This window comes from Clostridium sp. CTA-1 (assembly GCF_054768215.1).
The window spans coordinates 1-26509 of the sequence record NZ_BAAAAP010000029.1 but is presented as its reverse complement, the minus strand read 5'-3'; the positions used below and the strand labels follow the sequence as shown (position 1 = coordinate 26509).

At 27.3% G+C, this 26509-nt stretch carries 27 protein-coding genes; 8 read left to right on the top strand and 19 right to left on the bottom strand.

Annotation, left to right across the window (positions count from 1 at the left end):
• Position 1 precedes the first annotated feature (1 nt).
• The 11 genes from ACYUEW_RS16900 to ACYUEW_RS16850 form a co-directional block, all read right to left on the bottom strand.
• Positions 2 to 319, bottom strand: coding sequence for a PadR family transcriptional regulator (locus ACYUEW_RS16900; RefSeq protein ID WP_003492437.1), 318 nt, complete (start codon positions 317 to 319; stop codon positions 2 to 4).
• A 204-nt stretch (positions 320 to 523) separates the two neighbouring features.
• Positions 524 to 1378: a GNAT family N-acetyltransferase gene (locus tag ACYUEW_RS16895; protein WP_163243761.1), complete on the bottom strand. Its 855-nt coding sequence runs from the start codon at positions 1376 to 1378 to the stop codon at positions 524 to 526.
• Between the two features lie 194 nt (positions 1379 to 1572).
• Positions 1573 to 1905, bottom strand: a complete 333-nt coding sequence (locus tag ACYUEW_RS16890; RefSeq protein ID WP_003489295.1) for a TfoX/Sxy family protein — start codon at positions 1903 to 1905, stop codon at positions 1573 to 1575.
• Positions 1906 to 1989: 84 nt separating this feature from the next.
• Positions 1990 to 2832 (bottom strand): aldo/keto reductase, encoded by an 843-nt coding sequence (locus ACYUEW_RS16885; RefSeq protein ID WP_460277422.1) that lies wholly within the window; start codon positions 2830 to 2832, stop codon positions 1990 to 1992.
• 230 nt (positions 2833 to 3062) lie between these two features.
• Complete coding sequence (locus ACYUEW_RS16880) at positions 3063 to 3506, bottom strand: DUF3788 domain-containing protein (RefSeq protein WP_460277420.1); 444 nt, start codon at positions 3504 to 3506, stop codon at positions 3063 to 3065.
• A 117-nt stretch (positions 3507 to 3623) separates the two neighbouring features.
• Positions 3624 to 4217: a DUF1349 domain-containing protein gene (locus ACYUEW_RS16875; protein WP_460277418.1), complete on the bottom strand. Its 594-nt coding sequence runs from the start codon at positions 4215 to 4217 to the stop codon at positions 3624 to 3626.
• A gap of 168 nt (positions 4218 to 4385) precedes the next feature.
• The gene (locus tag ACYUEW_RS16870; protein WP_434306537.1) at positions 4386 to 4829 is read right to left on the bottom strand and encodes a GNAT family N-acetyltransferase; all 444 of its coding nucleotides are present in this window, start codon (positions 4827 to 4829) and stop codon (positions 4386 to 4388) included.
• A 206-nt stretch (positions 4830 to 5035) separates the two neighbouring features.
• Positions 5036 to 5500, bottom strand: coding sequence for a GNAT family N-acetyltransferase (locus ACYUEW_RS16865; protein WP_257412152.1), 465 nt, complete (start codon positions 5498 to 5500; stop codon positions 5036 to 5038).
• Positions 5501 to 5653: 153 nt separating this feature from the next.
• Positions 5654 to 5812 (bottom strand): hypothetical protein, encoded by a 159-nt coding sequence (locus ACYUEW_RS16860; protein WP_003360897.1) that lies wholly within the window; start codon positions 5810 to 5812, stop codon positions 5654 to 5656.
• A gap of 156 nt (positions 5813 to 5968) precedes the next feature.
• Positions 5969 to 6337, bottom strand: coding sequence for a hypothetical protein (locus ACYUEW_RS16855; protein WP_460277415.1), 369 nt, complete (start codon positions 6335 to 6337; stop codon positions 5969 to 5971).
• A gap of 65 nt (positions 6338 to 6402) precedes the next feature.
• The gene (locus ACYUEW_RS16850; RefSeq protein WP_460277413.1) at positions 6403 to 6930 is read right to left on the bottom strand and encodes a GNAT family N-acetyltransferase; all 528 of its coding nucleotides are present in this window, start codon (positions 6928 to 6930) and stop codon (positions 6403 to 6405) included.
• A 366-nt stretch (positions 6931 to 7296) separates the two neighbouring features.
• Between ACYUEW_RS16850 and ACYUEW_RS16845 the strand changes: the two genes are divergently transcribed.
• The 6 genes from ACYUEW_RS16845 (at position 7297) to ACYUEW_RS16820 (ending at position 15181) form a co-directional block, all read left to right on the top strand.
• Positions 7297 to 8334: a PocR ligand-binding domain-containing protein gene (locus ACYUEW_RS16845; RefSeq protein ID WP_257412132.1), complete on the top strand. Its 1038-nt coding sequence runs from the start codon at positions 7297 to 7299 to the stop codon at positions 8332 to 8334.
• Positions 8335 to 8842: 508 nt separating this feature from the next.
• Positions 8843 to 9973, top strand: coding sequence for a glycerol dehydrogenase (locus ACYUEW_RS16840; protein WP_003489279.1), 1131 nt, complete (start codon positions 8843 to 8845; stop codon positions 9971 to 9973).
• 10 nt (positions 9974 to 9983) lie between these two features.
• Positions 9984 to 11744: a dihydroxyacetone kinase subunit DhaK gene (gene dhaK / locus ACYUEW_RS16835; protein ID WP_265204262.1), complete on the top strand. Its 1761-nt coding sequence runs from the start codon at positions 9984 to 9986 to the stop codon at positions 11742 to 11744.
• Positions 11745 to 12307: 563 nt separating this feature from the next.
• Complete coding sequence (locus tag ACYUEW_RS16830) at positions 12308 to 13330, top strand: ABC transporter substrate-binding protein (protein WP_085333198.1); 1023 nt, start codon at positions 12308 to 12310, stop codon at positions 13328 to 13330.
• A 12-nt stretch (positions 13331 to 13342) separates the two neighbouring features.
• Positions 13343 to 14410, top strand: a complete 1068-nt coding sequence (locus ACYUEW_RS16825; RefSeq protein WP_265204263.1) for a FecCD family ABC transporter permease — start codon at positions 13343 to 13345, stop codon at positions 14408 to 14410.
• Entirely contained in the window at positions 14411 to 15181 is a 771-nt protein-coding gene (locus ACYUEW_RS16820) for an ABC transporter ATP-binding protein (RefSeq protein WP_265204264.1), read from the top strand.
• Positions 15182 to 15393: 212 nt separating this feature from the next.
• Here the strand turns inward: ACYUEW_RS16820 and ACYUEW_RS16815 are convergent, their stop codons facing one another.
• The 5 genes from ACYUEW_RS16815 to ACYUEW_RS16795 form a co-directional block, all read right to left on the bottom strand.
• Positions 15394 to 16815, bottom strand: coding sequence for a sensor histidine kinase (locus ACYUEW_RS16815; RefSeq protein ID WP_265204265.1), 1422 nt, complete (start codon positions 16813 to 16815; stop codon positions 15394 to 15396).
• Positions 16805 to 17527: a response regulator transcription factor gene (locus tag ACYUEW_RS16810; protein ID WP_003489267.1), complete on the bottom strand. Its 723-nt coding sequence runs from the start codon at positions 17525 to 17527 to the stop codon at positions 16805 to 16807. The genes ACYUEW_RS16815 and ACYUEW_RS16810 overlap by 11 nt, the downstream gene beginning before the upstream one ends.
• 513 nt (positions 17528 to 18040) lie before the next feature.
• On the bottom strand, positions 18041 to 18817 hold the full coding sequence (locus ACYUEW_RS16805; protein ID WP_265203639.1) for a hypothetical protein: 777 nt from the start codon (positions 18815 to 18817) through the stop codon (positions 18041 to 18043).
• Between the two features lie 3 nt (positions 18818 to 18820).
• Positions 18821 to 19708 (bottom strand): ABC transporter ATP-binding protein, encoded by an 888-nt coding sequence (locus ACYUEW_RS16800; protein WP_265203638.1) that lies wholly within the window; start codon positions 19706 to 19708, stop codon positions 18821 to 18823.
• A gap of 20 nt (positions 19709 to 19728) precedes the next feature.
• A complete protein-coding gene (locus ACYUEW_RS16795; RefSeq protein ID WP_265203636.1) occupies positions 19729 to 20748 on the bottom strand; it encodes a hypothetical protein in 1020 nt (339 codons plus the stop codon).
• Positions 20749 to 21153: 405 nt separating this feature from the next.
• Here ACYUEW_RS16795 and ACYUEW_RS16790 point away from each other — a divergent pair, with 405 nt between their 5' ends.
• Positions 21154 to 22179: an ABC transporter substrate-binding protein gene (locus ACYUEW_RS16790; protein ID WP_265203635.1), complete on the top strand. Its 1026-nt coding sequence runs from the start codon at positions 21154 to 21156 to the stop codon at positions 22177 to 22179.
• Between the two features lie 338 nt (positions 22180 to 22517).
• Here the strand turns inward: ACYUEW_RS16790 and ACYUEW_RS16785 are convergent, their stop codons facing one another.
• Positions 22518 to 23546, bottom strand: a complete 1029-nt coding sequence (locus ACYUEW_RS16785) for a hypothetical protein (protein WP_265203634.1) — start codon at positions 23544 to 23546, stop codon at positions 22518 to 22520.
• A 213-nt stretch (positions 23547 to 23759) separates the two neighbouring features.
• Positions 23760 to 24512 (bottom strand): YiiX/YebB-like N1pC/P60 family cysteine hydrolase, encoded by a 753-nt coding sequence (locus tag ACYUEW_RS16780; protein ID WP_042386356.1) that lies wholly within the window; start codon positions 24510 to 24512, stop codon positions 23760 to 23762.
• A 231-nt stretch (positions 24513 to 24743) separates the two neighbouring features.
• On the opposite strand from ACYUEW_RS16780, the gene ACYUEW_RS16775 reads away from it, so the two are divergent.
• Positions 24744 to 25091, top strand: coding sequence for a hypothetical protein (locus ACYUEW_RS16775; protein WP_003489249.1), 348 nt, complete (start codon positions 24744 to 24746; stop codon positions 25089 to 25091).
• A gap of 147 nt (positions 25092 to 25238) precedes the next feature.
• Here ACYUEW_RS16775 and ACYUEW_RS16770 read toward each other — a convergent pair whose 3' ends face one another.
• Positions 25239 to 26261, bottom strand: a complete 1023-nt coding sequence (locus tag ACYUEW_RS16770; protein WP_265203633.1) for a molybdopterin-binding protein — start codon at positions 26259 to 26261, stop codon at positions 25239 to 25241.
• Positions 26262 to 26509 lie beyond the last annotated feature (248 nt).

Here is a 26509-nt window from a genome sequence, read left to right as displayed (position 1 = left end):
ATTAATTCCCCCCAAATTTACTTTCTGCTATGTTAATCATATGATGCATTCTTTCAATGTCCAAAAGCAAAATTTCTTTTCCCTTTTCAGTAATCACATAAACTTTTCGCCTATTATCTTCTGTACCTACAAATTTTATTAGTTTTTGTTTCAACAAATTTTCAATGGCTCCATAAAGAGTTCCCGCTGCTATCTTAACTTGATAGTTACTTAATTCTTCAACTTTTTCCATTATAATATAGCCATAACCAGGCTCTAATAATGCTAAAAGAATATAATATGTTGTTTCTGTTAGTGGTAAATTTTTATTTCTATTCATAAATTCCTCCAATTATACATTTTACAGGTGTACAGTTGAACTATATACTTTTACTATATACAGTTTAACTGTATATGTCAATATTAAAAAAGCTTTATGACTTTTTCGTCATAAAGCTAATATAAATATTACTCTATTTTATAAAAATCTCGATACACTTTGAAAAGGCTATTTTTAGCTTTTCAATAAAGACTTTAATAAAAGTTATAATTTTAAAATCATTTCATATTGACTAACTCCACATTCAAATCCTAATTTCAGTAAAAAATCTTTCATAGATCTAGATTCTCCATCTACATTTATAACATTAATATTATATGATTCTGTATTTTTCATTAAATCTGTAAGGATACTCCTTGCAATTCCTTTACGTCTGTAATTTTTGTTTACTGCTATTTGTGGAATATCTCCTGTTTTCTTATCAATAACTCCGTAGCCAACAATATTATCATCCAACCGTACAATAGAATATATGAATGCATCTGATACAACATTAATGGAATCAATAGAGTTCTGCCAAGATGGTACGAAGTCCCAAAACTCTGTTAGTTCTCTCCAATCATTTGAATTAATCGTATTAACATGTTCAACCTTATAAGTTGTTATAGGATTATATTTATTTTTATCTAAATGAAAACATTCAAAATCCCTTAAAATCTTAAAGCCTTGTTTTTTATAAAGTTGAAGTGCAGATGTATTTGATTGAATTACTTCAAGTAAATACTGCTCTACTCCCATTTCTTTAAATAATTGTCTTACATTTAGTAGCATATTACTTGTTATGCCTTGTTTTCTATAAGTTTCTATAACACCTGTTCCTGTATCATAAGCAGTTAATTTCCCATCCCAATTTCTCACTCCATTTAAAACGAATCCAACTAATGTCTCATCATTAAATGCCCCTATAGAGGCTTTAGCAACATAACCTCTTCGTTGAAGCATATATTGAAATTTTAAAATAGGTAAATCCATTTTTACTTGATAATCAGAAAATGCATTTAAAAATGTCTCGTGCAACTTTTCAATACCTATATTTTCCAGGGTATCATAACTAAACATTTCTTATTCTCTCCTATCTAAAAATTATTATATAAACATGGTTCTTAATGCTTCTTTCTTAAGCACCTAAAATATATAATTATTCTTTTATATCCAGACTCTATTCTCTTTAGATATATAATTATAAAATATTATATTATTGATAAGAAATTATGCTAAATAATACTATAATTGTTTAAATTGTAAATTTTAATTTAACTATTTTTAATTCTTTTCTTTTTAGATTTTGGCATAGGAAGTTCTTTATAAGTTGCAAACACAATTTTATTTAAATATTCCCTATTATCTAAGGATTCAATAAGAAATGAGGGCTTGGCACCTTCATAAGCAGGTGCTTCTATGACTTCATTTAATAAATCTCTACCTGCCTTTGTTATCCTTAAGAAAAATTGATTATCGCATATTAATCCTATTATTTTGTTATTACAATAAACTCCGTAATCACCAAACATTTTCTTATAAGTTATATTCCCAGCGTCACCTATTTGATCACAAACGTATTCTACAAATTCTATATTCGAAGCCATATTCATCCCCCTATTATCTAAAACTTTTTCATAGTATAACTTTTATTCATTATATAGACTAAAAATATTAATTTTATACAATATTTATTTAGATATATTGGAACATGGGAAAACTTTATTAGGATCTGATCCTGCCCTTAATCCCTTGTCTAATTGTTGAATTCTATCCATATCTTCTTTACTTATTTCAAAATCAAATATATCTGCATTCTCTTTTATTCTTGATGGAGTTACTGATTTAGGAATAGTAACTACACTCATTTGTAAATCCCATCTTAGTACAATTTGAGATATTGTTTTCTCATATTTTTTAGCAAGATCCTGTAAAAGTTCAATTTCGAATACTTTACCTCTCATTAATGGGGACCATGCTTCTAACTGTATATTATTTTTGCTGCAGAATTCCATTAGCTCCTTTTGAATAAGCTGAGGATGGAATTCTACCTGATTTACCATTGGCATAATTTCAACATCTTCTAATAACCACTTTAAGTGATCAACTAAAAAATTACTTACTCCAATAGCTTTTACACGTCCTTCTTTATAAAGTTTTTCTAAAGCCTTCCATGTTTCTTTAGTCAAAGATTGAGGCCAATGAACTAAATATAGATCAAGATAGTCTGTGCCAAGTTTTTTTATAGAATTTTCGAAGGATCTTAAAGTTTTTTCATAACCTTGATCTGAGTTCCAAACTTTACTTACTAAAAATATCTCTTCTCTAGGAATTCCACTTTCTTTTATTGCGGTGCCAACTCCCTCTTCATTACCATAATAAGAAGCAGTATCTATATGACGGTATCCAATTCTAAGTGCTTCTTTTACTGACTGAATAACTATATTTCCATTTTCAGCCTTATAAGTACCAAATCCAAGCCATGGCATTTTTACTCCGTTATTTAAAATTGTATAACTTTTTATATCTTGCATTAAATCACTCCTTACAATTTTTATATTTCTGTTTTCTCAACCTATCGAAATATAATAGTTTCAGCAAAAATCATTACTTCCCAGAAATAAGAGAAAAATCAATATCAAAAACTTACAAATAGTAATTGTATGATTTTTAAAGCTATTTTTTCATAATTACTTAACACAACTTAATAGCCTGCATAAGTTAGTTTGTATACTACAATTCTATTTCAAAAGCATACTCTCACTTATTCAATATGTTTTTTCTTTGGTTTTTTCTTAATTTTTATCATTTCTATTAATTCATTTATATATTTATCATCTTGAATCCTTATTAATAACCATTTCCCATCATGATAATGCTTAGTATCATTAAAAATTCGCTTCATATAATCACTAAATTCATCTCTTCTACTTTCAAATTGTTCAATCTCTTTTTTACCATATACAAGAACACAAGAAAAACCATTTTTTTCTGGGAATAATGATAACAGTGTTTTGCCACTTCTCCTAAACCTTATCAGTACTCCATAATTTTTTCCACCATAATGTATTTCTTTATTAAAGTCATAATTTTCCTCAATAAAGGTAACTATTTTATCAAAGTTTTTTACTGCACTATTACCAATAAAACATCTCATTTCATCATAGGTTGGTAATGGTTCTTTATTATACATTCTTTCAATATCCATTTTTGTATTGCCCCCTTAATATTATAATTTTCTTGTTTATATAATATCAAATCAATTATGACAACATTATGTCATATAAGGAGCAGTATTATATGTTCATATCATCCCTTCCTAAAATTATGCTTTGTGTTCTCCCCATAGACAATCTGTTACTTTTATTTCAGTAAATGTAGCTTTAAAAGAATTTTTGCTTGGCGAACATGCAAGCAAACCAAAATTAATTTCTTTTGCTCCTTCAAATAAGTGAAAAATTCTCATTTGCTTAAAGTTTACACCATCAAAGGAATTTTCAAAACAGTAATCACTTCCTCTCCTACTTAACCTATACCACATAGATTTTACAGATGATCCAATATCCATAGTTGCCCAATCAGAATATCCTTGATTAGTTACAACACTTCCAAGCCATGAAGTATTATTATCATGAAATTCAATGCATGCCTTTGCCCAATTTTCGCTATTTTGATAAATGGCAAGTCCACATTGATCAAACAATGCTGTGCTATTAAAATCTGTCTTTACTGTAAAGGAAAAATATTTTTCATCTGTTGTAACATAAAGAATATGAGCATTATCATTTCTAAATCCATAATAAGTTCTTTGCCAAAAATCAGTGTTAGGCTCTGTTATTATTTCAACCTTATCCTCTTCAATTAAATAATTCTTAGGTTCAAAAAACCATTTGGCTTCTTTCGTATTAAATCTAAACATAATTTATCTTTAGTTAGAGAGTGTATTACAAGTACACAACCCTACTAAATACTCACTTCCTTTCTTTTTACACTATTTTATGTATATAGCCTATTGTTATAACTTTGTCCATAATTATAAAAATAAGAACAATGAACACAAATTTAATAAGGATTATTCTCAAAATCTTTAGAAATCTTTTTTTAAATAAACCATATCAATTAGTTGAACTCCATTTTCATAAATAGGATGATCATAATTATCAATAAAAAAATTTTTAACTCTATGAGAAATTTTAAATCCACAATGCTTATAAAAGGGAATCGTCAATGGGCTATCTCCAGTCCCTACAAGCATTATTTTGCATTTATCCTTATGATATTCAAATACATACTTAATTAACTGGCTTCCATACCCTTGTCCCTGATATTTTTCATATGTTGCTAAATTCTTTATCTCATATATGCCTTCCTCTTCATTGGTTACTACACAAATACTTTTTAAATCTCCATCATATAAAGCAAACATTTCCCCACGGTTTAAATATTTATCAATCATACTTTCTTGCTCATCTGCTAAAAGTAATAAATCTAAAAAACTCTTTTTATTCTCTTTTATTATTTTAATTTCCATGGTATCCCCCTATTACGTAGATAAACTTTACTTCTTTTTATTTTACAAGTACATCTTAATCGCCTAAAAAACTAATTATTTCATCCATAAATAAATCTACATTTTCAAAATATCTTGTTTGTATTTATTCCATTTTTATCTTCATGAATATATTTATAATTAAACACAAATATGTACTAAATCCTAATTTTATTATACTATGATCATTATCTTAAGACCTTCTTCATAATAAAATTTTTTAAAAATTGTCCATTCCGTTGAACATATTGTTCTTTTACAACCTCATAACCTCGTTTCTTGAAAAAAGGTTTGGCTGTAATAGAGGCATTAGTTGTTACAATACTGATATGATTTTCCTGTGCATAACTTTCTAACTCACTAGCAATTGTAGTTGCTACACCAATACCTTGATAATCCTTATGAACATATAGTCTATCAAGATATCCAGTTGCATCTAAATCTCCAAATCCTATGATAACACCGTTTTCCTCAGCCACAATAGAATAATGTTGTGAAAGAGATTTATCCCATAAAGCAATATCAATTTCTTTAGGTGCCCATACATCAAGTTGTTCAAGGCTATAATCCCTTGAATTTATTGAATGAACAGTATTATAAAATAATTCTACGATTTCTCTACAATCCTCTGATTTATACATTCTTATGTTCATTGTAAGTTCCTCCTTACTTTTCAAAAACATATTGTTTGCAATCATTTTAGCCCTCACTAGCATGCCTCTTGTGCCAATTAACTTTTAAATAAGTCATAACTTAAGAATGTTCCCGTCACAACTATAAATGAATGTTATGCTGTTATTCAACGCTCAATCATTCATTCTAACACCCCGTATACATTGAGCAAGTCCTATTATCAAAACAATTAATTCACCATATCCACCCAAACTACTATCTTCACTTATAATAAAAAAGCCTCCAATTAAAATTATTGCAATTCCTAATAAAATGTTCTTAATTCCCTTCAAAAGTTTCACCCCCGATAATTATAAAATAACCTTTCAATTACTCTATTAAACTTGCTACGCATTTATCTACAAATATATACTAGATGGTAGTTTAAATTTATGCAGGTTCTTCTTCAATGATATACCAACTATCTCCTGTGACTTTAACAGTAAGAGTTATTGGTATATATCCCTTGGGCCTCCTATCACTTTATTTTGTGAATCTTTTATTTCAACTGAATAGTTCATTTTTACATAAACTTTATTATTTATTTTCTTTTGAGAGTCCTCTCTTAATTTGAAATCTACTTTAAAAGGCTTCTTATATTCAGGATCATTTACATCATAAGTATCATATATATTTATATATTCAAACACTTCCTTTGATATATGCTTGGACAATTTATCAGAATACCCTCCATCTGTTAGAAAGGCTTCTTTTACTACATCATAGACATGTATATATTTATTAATGTTATTAACTTTATTATTAACTTTTTGGTAATATATAAATGATATAGGTATTATTAAGATAAGTATAATCAAATATATCTTTCTTTTCTTTTTAATAACAAACACAACCTTTCATATATATATTTATGCTCATTATCTCACAGCATTTTTTCGTATAATCTAAACCAGTTTAACCCATAGTTTCCAAGTCCTAAGTCAACTGTATCAATATATTTAAAACCACATTTTTCATATAGCTTAATGGCAGGTATATTGCCTTCGTAAACATCCAACCTAATTGATTTAGCTCCTAACTTAATACTGTGTTCAATAGAAAAATCCATTAATGATTTTCCTACACCACATTTCAAAAATTTAGGATGCACTACAAATGTATATACAACGAAAACATCTGAATAGTCAAACTCAAATTCCCATTTAGCTTTATGATATGCAGATTCAGGCTCATGGCTCAAGATAACAGAACCAATAATTTTTCTATTATATTTTAATACATATAGATTACCATGTTTAATTCCATCAATTGCATTTTGCCTAACTGGATATATACCCTTTATCCATCCAGGATAGTTTACTCCTTTTTCTAAATAGTCGTTCAAATCGTTATAAAGCTGTTCTAATTCATCAATATCATTTACTTTTCCTAGCTCAAAAATCATATCCATATGTATATCTCTCCAATCAACGTAGAATATAAATAACCCTTGCACTATTTTACAAATATGTATTAAATCATAGCTTAATTGTATACATTATAAATATTAATTTCAATATAATGTATATATTTACTCATAAAAGCATTTAATCCACAATTAATTACTTTAAGTATTTTTAAAATTAATTGATTTTAAACTATAAATCTATAATTAAAACACACATAATATATAAATATAATTTTATGATTTATAATGTTATGATAAAATATAATACAATGATACATTCATTACAAAAAAGTACTTTATATAATTAAAATAATTAATTATATAGAGTTATTTTGTTAATATATAATGAGTTTATGGGAGCAAATAAAATTGATTAAGGAAAATTTGAATTTAGATAAGGTCATAGATCTAAAAAAATGGGTTAAACTACAGGACTCTTTATCATTAGTTACTAAGGCAGCTATAATAATCGTGGATTATAAGGGAAATCCAGTTACAAAACATAGTGGTTGTAATAGGTTTTGCAGCGCAGTAAGATCAAATCCACATCTTGTCAAGTATTGTCAAAAATGTGATTCAAGGGGTGGATTAGAAGCAGTTCGTTTAAATAAACCATACATATATTTATGTCATTATAATATAGTGGATATAGCAATTCCAATAATTGTAGATGGCAAATATATTGGAGCAATTATGGCTGGGCAAATAAAACTATCTGATTATAATGCTTCAGATTTTTTAGAACAAATAGTTATAACACCTAAAAATTCTATAGCTAGACACGCCTTAGAAGAATTTAAAGAATATTATGATGAAATTCCTGTTTTATCATTAAAAGAAGTGAAAGAAATAGCTAATATGTTATTTTCTTTATGCAATTATTTAGTAGAAGAAGCTTTAAATAAAAATTTAATTTCAGAAATATATCAAAAAACTGTAACGTCTGAATCAAAAATAGATTCAAACACCTTAACAGGATATACAATGAAAAATATTGAACATGCAAAAAAAGAAATATCTAATGCTTTACTAAATTCTTATGTAAAAGAAAATCTTTCAAGTGATAATTTAGATATTTCAGTAAGCAATACATTAAAGCCTGCTATTGAGTATATCTATAATCATAAAAGCGAAAATATTACTGCAAAAAAAATGGCAGAGGTTTGCCATATAAGTCCTAGTTATTTTAGTAGGCTATTTGCAAAAGAAACAGGAAAAAGCTTTTCAAGCTTTGTTTCTAATCTAAAAATAGATTGGGCAAAAAACTTATTAGAAGAAACAGATATGCATGTAAATGAAATCAGTGATGAACTTGGCTTTAACGAAACAGGCTATTTTATAAAAATATTCAAAAAATATGAAGGTGTAACCCCTTTTGTATATAGAAAATACTGTAAAAAAAATTAAAAAATATTAATATGTAACACTTTCTATATACAAATTACTATAAGAATTAAAAAGTATTAAAATATCCTATTTATATTTATATATATAAATCATTGAAAAAGCAAAAAAATATTCTTCATACATTACCTATAATAGATTTAATTTTAATATATAAAATACATTTAATGAACCTACTAATTTAGAATTTCTTAACAAACTAAAGTAGTTTATAAATGTATTTTTTGTCTTTAAAATTAAGTCTTTTTTATTTTTTCCCTTTTTTATATATTCTGAATATTTCCTCTCAATTGTAACCTTTTACATATTTACCCTTTAATATTTTTACATATATCCCATTTTAAACAATGAAAAGATATGAAATTACAACAAATTTACTCAACCACAAAAAAATACGATTTTTAATCATAATTTTTTGTCATGTAAGTCCAATGCATATTTATGTAAACGATATTACAATAAAGACAAGTTAAAAAATAAAAATATTTTTACAAATTAAGGGGAGATTATAATGAGAAAAGCATTTATTTGTCCAACTAAATATGTTCAAGGTGAAGATGAATTATTAAACTTAGGTTATTTTGTAAAGAGCTTTGGGGAATCAGCTCTATTAATAGCTCACAAAGATGATATAAAGCGTGTTAAAGATAAATTAGATTCAACTGCCAAAAAATTTGGAATTACTTTTGTAGAAAGTGAATTCTGTGGAGAATGTTCAAGAGAAGAAGTTGCAAGATTACAAGAAATTGCAAAAAATAATAAATGTGCATGCACTATAGGACTTGGTGGTGGTAAAGCTATCGATACAGCAAAATGTGTTGCTAAAGGTAATTCACTAATAATTGTTCCAACAATAGCAGCTACAGATGCCCCAACTAGTCACTCTGCTGTACTTTACACACCAGACGGTTCCTTTGATGATTACGCTTATTTCTGGCAAAGTCCAACTGTAATTTTAATAGATACTACAGTTATTGCAAATGCTCCAACAAGATTCTTAGTTTCAGGAATGGGTGATGCATTATCAACATATTTCGAAGCAAGAGCAACTTCAAATTCTTTTTCAAATGTTAATGCAGGTTTACCTTGTGGTGTTAGAGAAGGATTATGTCCACCAGCAAAAGGAACTAACACAGCATTAACACTTGCAAAAGCTTGTTATAAAACATTACTAGAAGATGGTGTAAAAGCAAAAATAGCATCAGATTGTAATTTAGTAACACAAGCATTAGAAAACATAATAGAAACAAATATTCTTTTATCAGGCCTAGGTTTTGAAAGTGCTGGTTTAGCAGCTGCTCATGCAATCCATGATGGATTAACTATACTAGAGGGAACTCATAAATACTTTCATGGAGAAAAAGTTGCCTTTGGAACAATTGCTCAATTAGTTCTTGAAAATGCACCAAAAGAAGAAATCGACGAAGTAATAAACTTCTGCTTAGAAATTGGACTTCCTGTTTGTTTAGAAGATATTGGTGTAGACAGTATTACTGATGAAGAACTTATGGAAGTAGCTAAAAAATCTTGTATAGAAGAAGAATCAATGCACTCTATGCCGTTTAAGGTAACTCCAGAAGCAGTGGCCGCAGCAATAATAACAGCAGATACATTAGGTAAAAAATATAAATCAAATAAATAGAGGTGTAAATATGAAAAAAATAATAAATAAACCTGAAACTGTAGTTATGGAAATGTGTAATGGAATAGCTATGGCACATCCAGAATTAGAGTTTGTTAGAAAATATAAAATAATGAAAAAAAAGAATATAAACAAAAATAAAGTTAGCTTAATTAGTGGTGGTGGAAGTGGTCACGAACCAGCTCATGCCGGATTTATTGGAAAAGGAATGCTGGATGCAGCAGTATGCGGAGATGTGTTTGCTTCTCCATCCCAAATTCAAGTGTATAAAGCTATAAAAGCTACAGCCAGTGAAAAAGGAACTTTATTAATCATAAAAAATTATAGTGGAGACATTATGAACTTTAAAAATGCCGCACATTTAGCTAGTGAAGATGGTATTAAAGTTGATTATGTAAAAGTTGATGATGATATAGCTGTTGAGGATAGTTTATATACTGTAGGACGCAGAGGGGTTGCTGGTACCGTACTAGTGCATAAAATAGCCGGTGCAGCTGCCGAATTAGGTTTATCTTTAGAAGAAGTTAAATCAATTGCCGAAAAAGCCATAGCTAATGTTAGAAGTTTAGGTTTTGCATTATCATCTTGTACAGTTCCTGCTAAAAGAACTCCAACTTTTCAATTAGCAGAAGATGAGATGGAATTCGGTGTTGGAATCCACGGTGAACCTGGAATAGTGAGAGAAAAGATTGCTACAGCAGATGAATTAGCTAAAAAAATTGTTGATTCCATATTAAAAGACATGAAAATAGATGGATCAAATAATGAAGAAGTCGCATTATTAATTAATGGTTTTGGTGCTACCCCTCTACAAGAATTATATCTTTTTAATAATTCAGTTACTGCTGAGCTTGCAAAGAGAAATATAAAGATAAATAGAATATTTGTAGGAAACTATATGACTAGTATAGATATGGAAGGTGCTTCAGTATCTATTATGAAACTAGATAAAGAGCTTAAAGAGTTATTATCAAAAGAAAGTGACACTCCTGCATTTAAAGTTTCAGGACCAGTTGAACCGGTTGAATATATAGCTTTAGAAAACAATAATGATGCTATAAAAGAAGTTACTTTTGATTTAGAAACATGTGATTGTCACAGTGAAATTAAAGATGAAAAAATCACTTTAGATAATATGATTTATATTATAGATAAGATGAGTGAAGTAATAATAGCAAATGAAGTTCATTTCTGTGAATTAGATTCTCATGCTGGTGATGGTGATTTTGGTATGAGTGTAGCAAAAGGCTTTAAACAATTAAAAAGAGAATGGAAAGCTATACTTAAAGAAGATAATATGACTATTGGTAAATTCTTAAACGAATGCTCTTTAATAATTATGGAGCATTGTGGTGGAGCATCAGGTCCAATATGGGGATCAGCATTTAGATCCGCTGGAAAAAAGGTCGGAGATAAAAAAGAATTATCAGTTTCAGATTTTGCTGAAATGATGCAAGCAGCAGTAAAAGGAATACAAGCTACAGGAGAACGTTCTTTTGGAAGAGGAGCAGTAGTTGGAGATAAAACTTTAATTGATGCATTAGTTCCTTGTGCTGATTTGTGGAGTGAAAGTGCTAATAACAATACTTCTATCCATGAAGCCTTCCAAAAAGGTGCCGCTGCAGCAGTTAAAGGTGCAAAAATGACTGAAGAAATAGTAGCACGTATGGGTAGAGCAGGCACAGTTGGTGAAAGAAGTATTGGTTACCCAGATGCAGGTGCTTATGGATTAGGAGTTATATTTACAGAAATATCAAATTCATTAAAATAAGCCTTCTAATATTATAATAACTCATACAATTATTATAATTTAAAATTTAACCTAAAGACTCCAGTAAATACCTTATTTTTACTGGAGTTTTTATTTTTACCCTTTTTTAAAATATTTCATTTATTTGATGACTGATTACTAGTCACTCTAATACTTCCATCCTCTTAAAAGTATAAGTATTAAAGTGGGCTATCATTTTCTAAGCTTTACTGGAAGTAAAAATTCTATCTGAAACTTAGAGGTCCTTTTATTTATACTATTTCAAGCTGTTATTTTTCAACAATAACTTTACTAATTAATTTAAAAATATTTCATATTTTATTTACTATCACTATGACAAATTTAAGTTAAAATAAGTTAGGATAACTTATTAAATTATTTTAATAACCCATTGCTTTCCTATGATAAAGCAATGGGTTGATACTTCTTATCTGCTATGATAAAATTATTTTTGGCAATGTAAAATTCCTGTCATTTATTGACGATTAATTATATTTTATGCACACATTTTATGATTGATTGTTAATCAAAAAACAAAGTAAAGGTTTTTGGGAGGAATTTTTATGAACAAAAAATTAATTGCTATCACATTATCTACATTAGTATTGGTAGGAGGTATTACTGGTTGCTCTAATAAAAGTACTAGCACAAATAGTGACAGTACTAAAACTGAACAATCTGCTGATAAGCCACTAAAACTAGATTTTGTACAAACTAGTAGACATGATGATAGTGCAAACAAATTTTCAATGGTTTATGATAAAAAACCAGAAAAATCTTTAGCGGTAACAAATTGTATGATCGAAATGATGTTATCTATGGGATTACAAGACAAAATGGCTGGTACTGCATACGCAGAAAACAATATACTACCAGATTTAAAACCTGCCTATGATAAGGTACCCGTTATGAGTAAAACTTATCCATCTAAAGAACAAATACTATCAAATGGAGTTGACTTTATAATAGGTTGGGGTGGCGACTTCAATGATAAAGGTGTTGGTAGTATAGACTGGTTAAACGAAAATAAAATAAAAGCTTATATTCCAAGATCTGTAAGTCCAGATGCAACGGTTGATTCTATCTATGAAGATTTTAAAAATCTTGGAATAATCTTTGGCAAGGAAGATAAAGCTAAAGAATTAACAGAAAAAATGAAATCAGAACTAAAAGAAACTACGGACAAAATTAAAAACGTTGATAAAAAAGTAAAAGTTTTAGGATATGACTCTGGAAAAGATAAAGCTGTAGTTGTTGGAAAAGGTATAAATAACGAAATAATTAAACTTGCACAGGGTGAAAATGTCTTCGGCGATATGAAAAAAGATTACCCTGAAGTATCTATGGAAGAAATAATAAAAAGAAATCCAGATGTAATAATGGTTTTAGAGTATTCTGTTGGAAACGGTGGAGATACCTTTGAAAACAAGGTTAAAGCTCTTAAAGCAAATCCTGCTTTAAAGGATGTAAATGCTATAAAAAACAACAAGTTTATAAAAGTTGAATTAACTGAATTATATCCTGGTGTAAGAGTTCCTAAAACTGTAAATAAATTAGCTAAAGAATTCTACCCAGATAAATTTTAGTTGGTGATAAAAATGAATAATAATAAAAAAACTTTAAAGTGCAAAAATAATTGCACTTTAAAATTTATTCTATTAATTATAGCCTTGTTTATAATAACTACTGTTTGTATAACCTTTGGTTCTGTAAAAATAGATGTAGGTGTAACCTTTAAATCCCTTATAAATAACATATTAAACAAAGAAATTTTTGCTAAAGATTGGCCAAATAATATTGATAATATAGTTTTTAAATTAAGACTTCCAAGATTGCTTCTAGCTATAGTTTCTGGTGGTGCTTTAGCCCTTGTGGGAATTTTAATGCAAACTTTAACTAGAAACTCACTGGCAGATCCATACATATTAGGTATATCCTCTGGAGCATCTGCAGGGGCTACACTATCTATAATATTAGGTGTTTTAAGTTCTTTTGGACATCTTGGAATAGCCTTGGGAGCATTTTTAGGTGCTCTAATCGCATCTATTATGGTATTTAAAATATCCGGAGTAAGTAAAGTATATTCTAAAACTAAATTGATATTAACTGGAGTTGCTGTATCTTCTATATTTACTGCAGTAACAAACTTTATAATAACATTTGCCAAAAATGATAGCTTAGTTAAAAGCGCAGTATTTTGGACTATTGGTAGTTTAGCAGGAGCAAACTATAATCAGGTAAAGTTTTCTCTTGTAATAATGGTTATAACCGCTATTTTAAGTATGTTATTATATAAAGATTTAGATGCTATGCTGTTAGGTGAAGCCGTAGCAAAAAATATAGGTATAAATACTAAATTTATAATTAGATTTATAATGATAGCTTCTACACTTTTAACAGGTACTATAGTAGCTTTTACAGGAGTAATTGGATTTGTAGGCCTTATAGTTCCTCATATAGCAAGACAAATGGTTGGCTCCTCTCATAAAAAATTAATACCTTTTGGTATTGTAATAGGATCAATATTAATGGTAATTACAGATACTATAGCTAGAACCGTATTATCTCCAGAAGAAATTCCTATAGGAGTAATAACTGCATTTCTAGGAGGTCCTTTCTTCCTATATTTAATGCAAAAGAGCACCTATAGATTTGGAGGTAAGTAAATGAAACTAAAATTAGAAGGTATAAAATATGATATAGGTTCGAAAGAACTTTTACGTGGAATAGATTTAAATGTAGAGAAGAACCATTTTGTTGGATTAATAGGCCCAAATGGCTGCGGAAAAACTACATTATTAAAAAATATATACAGATATTTAACTCCTAAAGAAGGATCTGTGTATATAGATGATAAAAATATCTATGGAATGAAAAATAAAGAACTTTCTAGACTTATGGCTGTAGTTATGCAAGAACATTCATTAGAGTTTGATTTTAGTGTGAAAGAAATAGTAGCTATGGGAAGATTTTCTTCCAACAATCGATTTGCCAGTGTAGATGAAGAAGATGAAAAATTTATAGAAAAATCTCTAAAAAATGTAGGCCTTGAGGAATGCACCAATAGAAGTTTTTTAAGTTTATCTGGTGGTGAAAAACAAAGGGTTATGATAGCTATGGCTTTGTGCCAAAATACAGAGCTTATAGTTTTAGATGAACCTACTAACCATTTAGATATAAAATATCAACTTCAAATAATTCATATGTTAAGACATTTGGATATTACAACTTTTACAACCCTTCATGATATGAATATGGCCGCTACTTTTTGTGATTATATATATGTAATGAAAAATGGTAGTATAGTTGCAAAGGGCTCTGTAGAAGAAATATTTACAGAGGAAATGTTTAGAGAAGTTTTTGAAGTAGAAGCTCATATATATAGAAATCCATATAATAACAAATTAAATGTAAGCTATTTAACTTGTTGTAAATAAAGCTTAACTCAATTAAAATAAAAAGCATTTTTAATCAATAAATAGCTATAAAAATAAAGAATACTAATATTTGTGCCCTAATATTTAAGCTAACGCTCTAATGCCACGTCCTGTAGCAACAGAGCTAAATAAACTTCCTGTTTATTTCACGCTTAAATATTAGTTCACAAATAAAGTATTCTAATTATTTTTCTATATATTTATTTTCTTAATTATATTAATATATTTACTTTGGTTCCTTTGCCTAGTTCACTTTCGATTGTTATATCCCCCCCATGGGCAACAATTGTTTCTTTTGATATAGCCATTCCTAATCCAGAACCTTTATGTCTCTCTCCTGTATTAGTTCCTCTATAATATCTATCAAAAATTCTATTTAACTCTTCTCCTTTTATTCCCCTACCATTGTCTTCAATAATTATACTTATCTTATCCCGTTTTTTTAGTGTAACATCTATCTTTACATCTTCACTATTGTGCACAATAGCATTAAATAAAATATTAATTATAGCCCTTCTTATAAGAATTTTGTCTCCATTTATTTCAATATTGTCATTCTCACAGTGAAAATCTATTTCCCTATTTTCATATCTAGTATCATTTAATATATCTATTATAATATCCTTTATCAAATTAGCTAAATTAATCTTTTCCTTATTTAAATTTAAAGTATTATTTTTTAGTCTAGTAGATAGATTTAAATCTTCTACTAATTCTTTAATATATTTAGATTTATTTTCTATTATTTCAGCATACTCTCCTATTTCCTCTTTTGTAAAATCATAATCTTCATCTTTTATTATTTCTGCATAGCCTTGAATAGAAGCTAATGGGGTTTTTATATCATGAGAAATGTTTGAGATCCATTCTTCTCTCATATTATCTAGCTTTTTTCTATTCCTTTTATTCTCTTGTAATCTATCTGATAAATTATTTAAACTATAATATAAATCATTATACATTCCTTTAGGCTCATAATATAAATCATATTCTTCATTTTCTAATTTTTTTACGCCCAGCAATATCTCCCCTAAGGGATTAGTTAATTTTCTAATAAAAAGGTATCCAAAAATTAAGGCTATAATTCCATCTACAATAATAATTATTATTGTAGCAGATTTTATAAGTTGGATTACTTCTGAGTTCCTAGTAGTAATTACATATTTGGTTATGTCATTATCCTGAAATCCTATAATATAAGTTAATCTTTTATTTCCTATATCTTTTTCAGCTACAAAATTAGTAGACAATTCATTTTGTTTATCAGAAGTTTTATATTTATGTAAATTTACTATTTCTGCAGCAGTTGGTTTATTTTTTATATAAGAAGGCTTTTTATAACTATAAACTTCATTATTGTTAGCATCTACAATCTGTATCCAACCATTGTTACTATCTAATATAGCTTTGCCTTTATCATCAATATATATTTTATTATCTGCTTCTTTAATATTCGAAGAAAAATTTCTAACTGAATCTTCAATTTTATATTTTTTAGAGCTAATCTCATTAGCATTTCTATAAATTGCGAGTCCAATTAAAGATACAATATTTATTATGACTACAGTTATAACTACGCAAATAACTGTTACTAAAAATCTGCCTGTAATTCTCCACTTCATATTATTTTTCATTTTTTATCACCAATTTGTATCCTAATCCTTTAACATTTATTAAATATTCTGGTCTTGATGGCTCTTTTTCAATTTTTTCTCTAAGTCTTCTAATGTGGACCATTATTGTATTGTCAAATCCATAATAATCTTCCCCCCAAACATTATCACAAATTTTTTCTTTACTTATTATTTGATTTGGATGTTTTGCAAAAAAAGTTATTAATGCTAGTTCTTTAGGTTTTAATTCTATAATTTCCCCATCTCTTTTAAATTCTGCCTTACTTATATTTAGCTCAAAGGGCCCAAAGGATAAAATATTTTTTTCTTCCTTAACTTCATCTACATAAGAATATCTTCTTAAATGGGCTTTTACTCTATAAGCTAATTCCTTTGTACTGAAAGGCTTAGTTATATAATCATCTCCCCCTATAGCAAATCCTAATATTTTATCTATTTCTTCACCCTTAGCAGATAAAAATAATATAGGTACCTTAGATTTAGCTCTTATGGTTTTACATAATTCATACCCTTCCCCATCTGGTAGCATAACATCTAAAATTAAAATATCTGGTTCTACTTTATTAAACTCTTTTAACCCATCTTCTAAGTTTGTAGCATAATATATATTTTGGAATCCTTCTTTTTTAAGTACTGTTCTTATTAATCTAACTATATCCTCTTCGTCATCAATTATTAGTATTTTTTTATTATTTAGAGATATTGTATCCATGTAACTCCCTCTTTTTCTTTTTAAATTTAGTATAAATTTAAATTTTTATTAGCTTAAATTTATTATAACAAACTTATTTTTAGTATAACAAAATTTTAAACATTATATCAATTATATTAAACCGTAACAACATATTTTTATAAAATCTGCAACAAATAATCCTTATGTTGAATTGGAATTTGTTTAAAATAATTCCTTGTCTCCATATGAATTTTATAAACAAAGCTTTTAGAAACTTTGTTTCTTTTTATTGTAGTTCTTATCCTTTAAGCGAAATCCTTATTTTTTAGGATAAAAATTTACTACGATCCATAGCAGTGCTTATGCACAGTATAAAAATTATAAATCTCTGTTACACTAAAATAGATTTAATTTTAATGTAAGAAAAGATAAAAAAATACACGTAATAAACATATGAGTAAGCCTTTTAACTGCTTAGGGAAAGGAGTCTGTTTATTAGTGTATTTTTATTTTTACAATATTAAAATTAAATATTTTTTAAAACATAATTTTTTATTTTGAAAAGGCCTTATTACTTGCTTTTGATAATACAGTCATAACAATTACAAATATTAATGCTAAAGTTCCTAATGCCATACCCATAGAAGCGTTATGTCTTACAATTTGAGAAGAATACATTCCCCAAAGTGGTGTATAAGGTAAAAAACTCCCCTTATTACCTGCGCGTACAAGAAATCCTTCTAATAAGTAAGGTACTCCCATTATTAATCCACCGAATATAAATGGTATAACTGCTGATTTACTTATTGATGACAAATACAATCCAATTTGTGCAAATATAAAAGATCCTACTATTATAGTTAAAATCATAAGAATCATCATTTGATAAACTTTAATATTTGATCCGCTCTTCTCAAAATACCATAATGATTTTAATGGAAGATCTAATCCATTTCCACCAGTTTTTCTTAAGGCACTTAAATATATTATTAAAATAATTGATAGATTAACTATAGAAGTAGATATTCCAGCTGCTATTGCTTTAGCTTTTACTATATTCCTCTTACCATTCTCTGTACTATTTATAAGTCCTACCATATTATTATCATATTCTTTAGTATAGGATCCTGAAACAATTGTAAAAGTTAATAACCCTATTAATGGAGCTATACCATAACTTTTATCAAATACACTTGCATAAATTTCAACAACATCATTTCCTGCAGTACCCAATAAAATTGTTGAAAGCATGGCTACTAAAATCCAAGGAATTATAACTCCTAATCTTAATAACATTTTTTTCATTTCAAATTTTATAATTCTTCCCATGAATTAAACCTCCTTAGTATCTTCTAAATCAAAGTAAAACATATATACATCTTCAAATTTTGGAGTAGCAATATCTACATCCTTAAAACTAGGTATTGTTTCTGACACGACTCTAACTTCAGTATGGTCTATTCCCCTTTGGAAATTAACTATTTTATATTTTTGTTGTATTTGTGCAATTTCTCTTTCATCTTTAGTTCTTATTACATATACCCTATTTTTCATACCTCGTAATATATCTTCATGGGTTCCTTGCATTAAAAGTGCACCATTTTTTATCATTATTGTCTCTTTAGCTACAGATTCAATATCTGAAATTATGTGAGTAGATAAAATTATTATTTTATCTCTTGATATATCTGCTATAAGATTTCTAAATCTGCTTCTTTCTTGTGGATCTAATCCTGCTGTAGGTTCATCTAATACCATTATTTTAGGATCATTTAATAAAACCTGTGCAATTCCAACTCTTCTTTTCATACCACCTGAAAATTTTCCTACTTTTTTATTTCTAACATCATATAATCCAACTAAGTGTAAAAGTTCATCAATTTTATCCTTAGCTTGTCTTTTATCTAATCCCTTTAATGCTGCCATATAATTTAAAAATTCTTTAGCTGAAAAATTCTTATATGCTTCGAAATCCTGTGGTAGGTATCCTATATATCCTCTATATTCATCTTCATTTTCTTTAACATTTTTCCCATTGAAAATTATTTCTCCGCTATCTGGTGTTAATAAAGTTGTTATTTGTTTCATTAAAGTTGTTTTTCCTGCTCCATTAGGTCCTAATAATCCATAAACTCCATTTTCTAAAGTTATTGTTATATCATCAGTAGCCTTTTTTACTCCAAATCTTTTATTTAAATTTTTTATTTCTAATTTATTCATTTTTCATTCCTCCATACAATTTAATTAGTTATAAATTTTTTAAAGTTTATTATTATTAATAAAATACTAAGTAATATTATTAAACCAACTATTCCTATTGAAAAATTTATGAGATCAAAATTATTACCCATTATAGATATATTGCCCCAGTTCATTCCTATATTTATATCAAAATAACTAAGCATATCAATATAATTAACTTTGTCTAATATCATTAATAGCTTTTTAGGTAAGAACTTTAACAACATGCATACTTTACCCAATACAATAAATACAGCTCCACTACTTATTACTGCTAAAGAATTATTTAATGTAGATGAAAATAAGAATATAACTAAAGATATACTTATTAATACTAAATACATTACAGAAATTTTTGATAAAACATAATTTACTATTGTTGGGTCACCCTTTAGAAGAATAAAATTATCCACTATTCTAAAGGCTTGCAAATTTCCATTTACTGGTGTACCATATTGAATTACACTTATTAAAAATTCTAATCCTAAATATACTGAATAAAATATAACAGGTATTAATATAGCTAAAAACATTTTTGAGTATAAGCATTTAAATTTATTTTTAGATGATAAAATCAAATTATCTACGGATGATATCTTTTCATTAATATAAATATTACTAACAATTAACATAATCATTATTAATATAAAGAAACTAGCAACTGAATGAGTACTTCTATAGCTAAAAACTTTCCAAAAATTAACCTCTTTATATTCATTATCTTTTATATTTTCTATTTTCTTTTTAGAATCCTCTGCCATCCTTTTTTCCATAGAATCTTTTCCTTTAGATTTAGAGGCTTCTACTAACCCATCAATTTTTTTATTAAAATTTTCTTTACCAATTACAATAGGTGATCTTTTATCTACAACTGTTTCATGTTGTTCATTTACATGCTTTATTTCATCCTCCAAAGTTGGTTTTACTATTGCCATTATGGATGTTAAAAGAATAAAGATTGCCATTGCAATTAAAGCAATTTTTGATTTTGCTATTTTTTTTATCTCCCAACCAATCATACTTTTTCCTCCTAATTTATTAAGTTCATTATATTTTATAATTTTTTATCTTTTTCCCTCGGAACAATTATTATTATAGTTTCACTAACTTACAGCTTATTAAATCTAATCTTAAATAAACCTTACAAATAAAAAATTAGGATTTTAAAGAGAGTTATTCTACCCTTGTTTTAAAAAGAGATATGTTGTTGAAAAGGCGACTCAATTTGATGAAAGATTCTAATTTGTTTTTTCTAAAAATACTTTTATTTATCAGTAATGATTTGCCTTTTTTTACAGTGCATGTTAGAATCGGTATTGTCATGTGATATTTCTTTCTTTAGTTAACAATTAACTATATTTTATGCACACTTTATAATTGATTGTTAATGTAAAACAAAGTAAAGAATTTAGGAGGATTTATTTATGAACAAAAAGTTAATTGCTATAACATTATCAACATTAATATTAGTAGGAGGTGTTACTGGTTGTTCTAATTCAAAAAGTACTAGCACAAATAAAGAAAGTAGTAAAAATGAACAATCTGCTAATAAACCACTAAAACTAGATTTTGTACAAACTAGCAGACATGATGACAGTGTTAGCAAATTTTCAATGACTTATGACAAAAAACCTAAAAAAGCTTTAGCTATAACAAATTGCATGATAGAAATGATGTTATCTATGGGACTACAGGACCAAATGGCTGGTACAGCTTATGCTGAAAACAATATACTACCATCTTTAAAACCTGCTTATGATAAGGTGACCGTTATGAGTAAAACTCACCCATCTAAAGAGCAACTACTATCAAATGGTGTGGATTTTATAATAAGTTGGGGTAGCAGCTTTAACGATAAAGGTGTTGGTACTATAGATTGGTTAAATGAAAATAAGATAAAAGCTTATATTCCAAGATCTGGCGAAGCGAATGCAACAATAGATTCTATATATGAAGACTTTAATAATCTCGGAATAATATTTGGAAAAGAAGATAAGGCAAAAGAAGTAAATAATAAAATAAAAGCAGACTTAAAAGAAACTACAGATAAGATTAAAGATGTTGATAAAAAAGTTAAAGTCTTAGGATATGATTCTGGAACAGATAAAGCTGTAGTAATTGGAAAAGGTATAAGTAATGAAATAATTTCATTGGCTCAAGGTGAAAACATATTCGGAAATATAGATAAAACTTATCCTGAAGTATCTATGGAAGAGATAATAAAGAAAAATCCTGACATAATAATGGTTTTAGAATATTCTGTTGGGAACGGCGGAGAAACTTTTGAAAACAAAGTTAAAGCCCTTAAAGCAAACCCTGCTTTAAAGGATGTAAATGCTATAAAAAACAATAAATTTATAAAAGTTGAATTAACTGAATTATATCCTGGTGAAAGAGTTCCTCAAACTGTAAAGAAATTAGCTAAAGAATTCTACCCTGATAAATTTTAATTGATACTAATATATAATAAATAATCAGTACTTTTAAAAATTGTGCAACCCCTGATTTTTAAAAAGAATGTATTGTCATAAAGGCATTGAATAAGAAGTTCTTATTCAATGCCTTTTACGCCGTATCTCTCTATGTTTTAAACCAAAGGAAGCCAGTTTAAGTTTTAAAAAGTATAATTTTTATTAATATTTATTCCATGTTTTAAAAGTAATAAGAAAAAAGATAATATCAATATTACCTTATTATCTTTTAAAAATTTTATTGATTTGGTTTTAATATAAAAATTTATATTTAATTTAGATCATTTCCCTTTTCCTTAAAAGCAATAAGAACATACTTATTTATAAATGAAAATATCTTGAGGCATAGTATTTCTTATAGGTCCTACTGATATTTCTTTTATTTGTTTTAAAGTACTTGCATCAAGCACATTTACTCTAGCAACTTTTCTATTTTCCTCATCTTTATTTAATAGGTATAGTTTATTATCTTTTATATCCGCACCGATTATTCTTCTGTTATATAGAGTTTTAACATCAATTATAAGAAGTTTTTTTCTATCTAATTTGACAATATCGCCTGTAAGGGAAACTAAAAATATATTATTGTCATCATAAACTATTTTACTTATGTCTAAATTATTTTTAATTAATTTATTATAATTAATTTTTTTTATTTTTTTATCTAAAATATCATAATATAAAAAATAATCTACTTTTGTATCAACACTGATAAATAATTTATTGTCTATTAGTTCTGTTGAAATTACTCTCACATTAGTAGGCATTTTCTTTTCCTCTACCAATTTAAAATTAGATCTATCTATAATAAATAGATATGTTTCTGTATCCGTATCACTATCAAATTTTGCACCTACAACATATATATATTTATTATCAAAATCTCCACATAATAATAGGGAATTTTTAATATCAAGTGCATTCTTTTTATTATTGCAAGAAAAATACACTCTATTATTATCCCCATTGATTTTATTTCTTGGAAGATTAAATAATATAAGTTGTCCATCTTTTTTAGTTCTAACAAAGCTTGCTCCATCATCTACTTTTTCTTCAGATACTTTTAAATTATTATCTATATAAAACAATTTATTATCAAGAGAAGTGGGAATATATACTGAATTGTTAATATATGATACCATAGGAGCATCCATAGCATTTAATTTGATACTTTTTTTATTATGGAAATTCTCATTTAAAATTTTTAGTTCACTGTCTTTAGTTGATGCATCAGAAAAAAGTATGCCAATAAAAGCTTTATTATTCTTATAATAATGTATTCCTAAACTTGATAATAATATTAATATTCCTAATAAAACTAATATGCATATCTGCTTTTTTTTCATAATGTTTCACCTCTTTTAAGCATATTCTTTACTAATATTAAACTACAATATTTTTTATAAAAAATATTTATAAAGGCTGATTTAACAAACTTTTTATAGATTTAATAAAAAAAGAAGATGTCCCAAATAGATTTAATATCTATTTTATTTTAAGACATCCTCTTTTAATAACAAAAATAAGTCTAAAGAAACTCATAAGTTAAATATTTATTTTTACTTAGATGCTTTTAATATTTGTAATTTATCACTTATTAGATCGTTAGGAAGAACAGCACTTCCGCCATCTTTATCTAAATCAAATCCTTGTTCCATCCAAGCTCTCCAAACAATTTGTGAGCAATAAAATCTATTTGTGGTCCATTTATTTAATATATTATAATTATATCCAAGGCCTATTTTTTCTTCTGCATATTTTATAGCATTTCTATAATGAGGCTCATCTGCCCCATTAACCCCAGCAAGTATAACTTTATCATATCTATCTTTCCAATTATTTACCCTTCGTTGAACTCCTTCTACTTGTTTTCCTATAGGGTAAGCTTCAATAGTATATTGATTATCAACACACACTATTCCAGCATGTCCTGTAAAACTATCATATTTTCCCATAGGAGTAATCAAAATATCTCCGTATCCACCTAAAAAATCTTCATAATCTCTAAGATATTCTTCTTGAGTCCTATTAGTATTATCTCCTGCACTAAAGGATCTTACATTATTAGGTTTAAACTTTGATTTCTTTTCTTTTTCTATTTTAATAAATTCTTCTGGTGTAGCTTCTTTTATTTTATCCCAGTTATTAATTAATTCTTTCATTTCTTTATCGTTTTTTTCTATAACTTGTTTTTCTTCAATAGTATATTTCTGCTTTCCTTCCATATTATTTTCAGCAGCCTTAACATTACTACTTGATATGGCAAAAATGGAAATTGCTAATAATATAATACCAATATTTTTTTTATTCATACCAAAACCCCTTTTATTCTTCATAGTAATGAAATATTCAGATTAATTAGTGCACATAATTAATTGTATTTTATTACAATTTATATATTATCATATTAAATAGTAATAATTTGTATTATTTTGCAACTGAATTACAATAAAATTCCGCCATATTTCTTATCCCTTACCTTATTATGTATTAAATGGTATAATTATTATATGAAAACATTTACTTCATAGGGGGATCATTAAATGAACTTTGAAATTAATAAAAAAAATTTAACTAAGGATGGTATATTTTTAATTCTCTCATTTATTTCTCTAACTTTACCAATAACTATTATATTAAATTTAAATAATAAACCAGATAATCCTTCACTTTTATCACTACTTTTTTTGGGATATCCAATAATATGTCTTATTCTAGGTTTTATATCTGGAATATTAAAAGTTAATTTATTGGTCGAATTAATATTATTATTTTTAAGTTTACTTGTTATAATGTTATTTTTTCTTAATGTTTCAGCATTAATTTATACACCCTTTTATATTTTTTTAAATATAATCGCAGTATTATTAATGAAAAATTTAACTACTTAATAAAAAAGTATATATACCTTAAACAATAATTATAAATCTTCCTAAACATTATAATATTTAGGAAGATTTTTCCCTCTAATGGTGACTTAATAAAAATACTATTATAGCAAAATTATTTCTTTATTTTCATATTTTAAAATAACTATATTACCATCCTTTACCAAAGCTGCAGTTGGGATATCTACAGACTTCACATTCTGCACAAAATCCTCCATGTCCATATGCTGCTAATTCTCTTTTTGTTACTCTTTCTCCAGCAATTACTCTTGGAAGAATTAAATCAAAAATAGTTGTTTTAGCATACATTACACAACCAGGTAATCCTAAAATGGGAATATCATCCTTATATGCAACTAAAAACATTGCTCCTGGAAGCACTGGTGCTCCATAGGATATTATTTCTCCCCCAGTATTTTTAATAGCTGTTGGAGTAGTATCATCTGGATCTACGGACATGCCACCTGTGCAAAGTATAAGATCTGCTCCTTTATCTATATAATTTTCTATAGTTTCAGTTATGATTTTTGGATTATCTGATAATATAACCTTGTCTATTATGTCGCAATTAAATTTAGATATCTTTTCTTCTATTACTGGTGAAAAAGCATCTTTTATTCTTCCATAATAAACCTCATTTCCTGTAATAACTAATCCTACTTTTAATTTTTTATATGGCTTAACACTTACTATTTTTTTACCTTTGGTCAGCTTTTCTGCTTCCAATATTTTTTTTTCATCAATTACAAGTGGAATTACTCTTGTGCCAGCTACTTTTTCCCCTTTTTTAACTGGCATATTGTTATGTCTTGTAGCTAACATAATCTCATCTATTAGATTTAATTCCATTAAAAGTTCTTTATCTATTTTTAAAATTCCATCTCTATTTGCAATAAAATTTATTTTTCCCTCTTTTACTTCTGAAAAGGCTAGTCCATCCCCTGCTGATAAATTTTTAAGTCTTTCTGCTGCCTCATTTTCATGTAAATATCCTTCTTTTTTCTCCCATATGTATATGTGATCTTTTCCTAAAGATAGTAATACAGGCACATCTTCTTCTCTAATTATATGCCCCTTTTTAAAAGCTCTATCCTTTATTTTCCCTGGAATTATCTGCGTTATATCATGACATAATACACATCCTACTGCTTCTTTTACAGGTATTTTTTTCATATAAACTCCCCCATTTTTAAACCTTATTAATTAATTCTCAATCATTAAACATTAACTGTTTTTTATAAAATCCTATACTACTTTTTTGTGTTCTTTATAATTTATCCGATGACTACCCGCTCTAATACTCCCATCTTCTTCAAAGTGGGAGTAAAGAGCGGCTATGTCCCTGGATAACGATTTCCCCTAAAGGATAACGACTTCTAAGGAGTAAAACTCCTAAGAATTCTGTTAATAAGCTTTAGTGG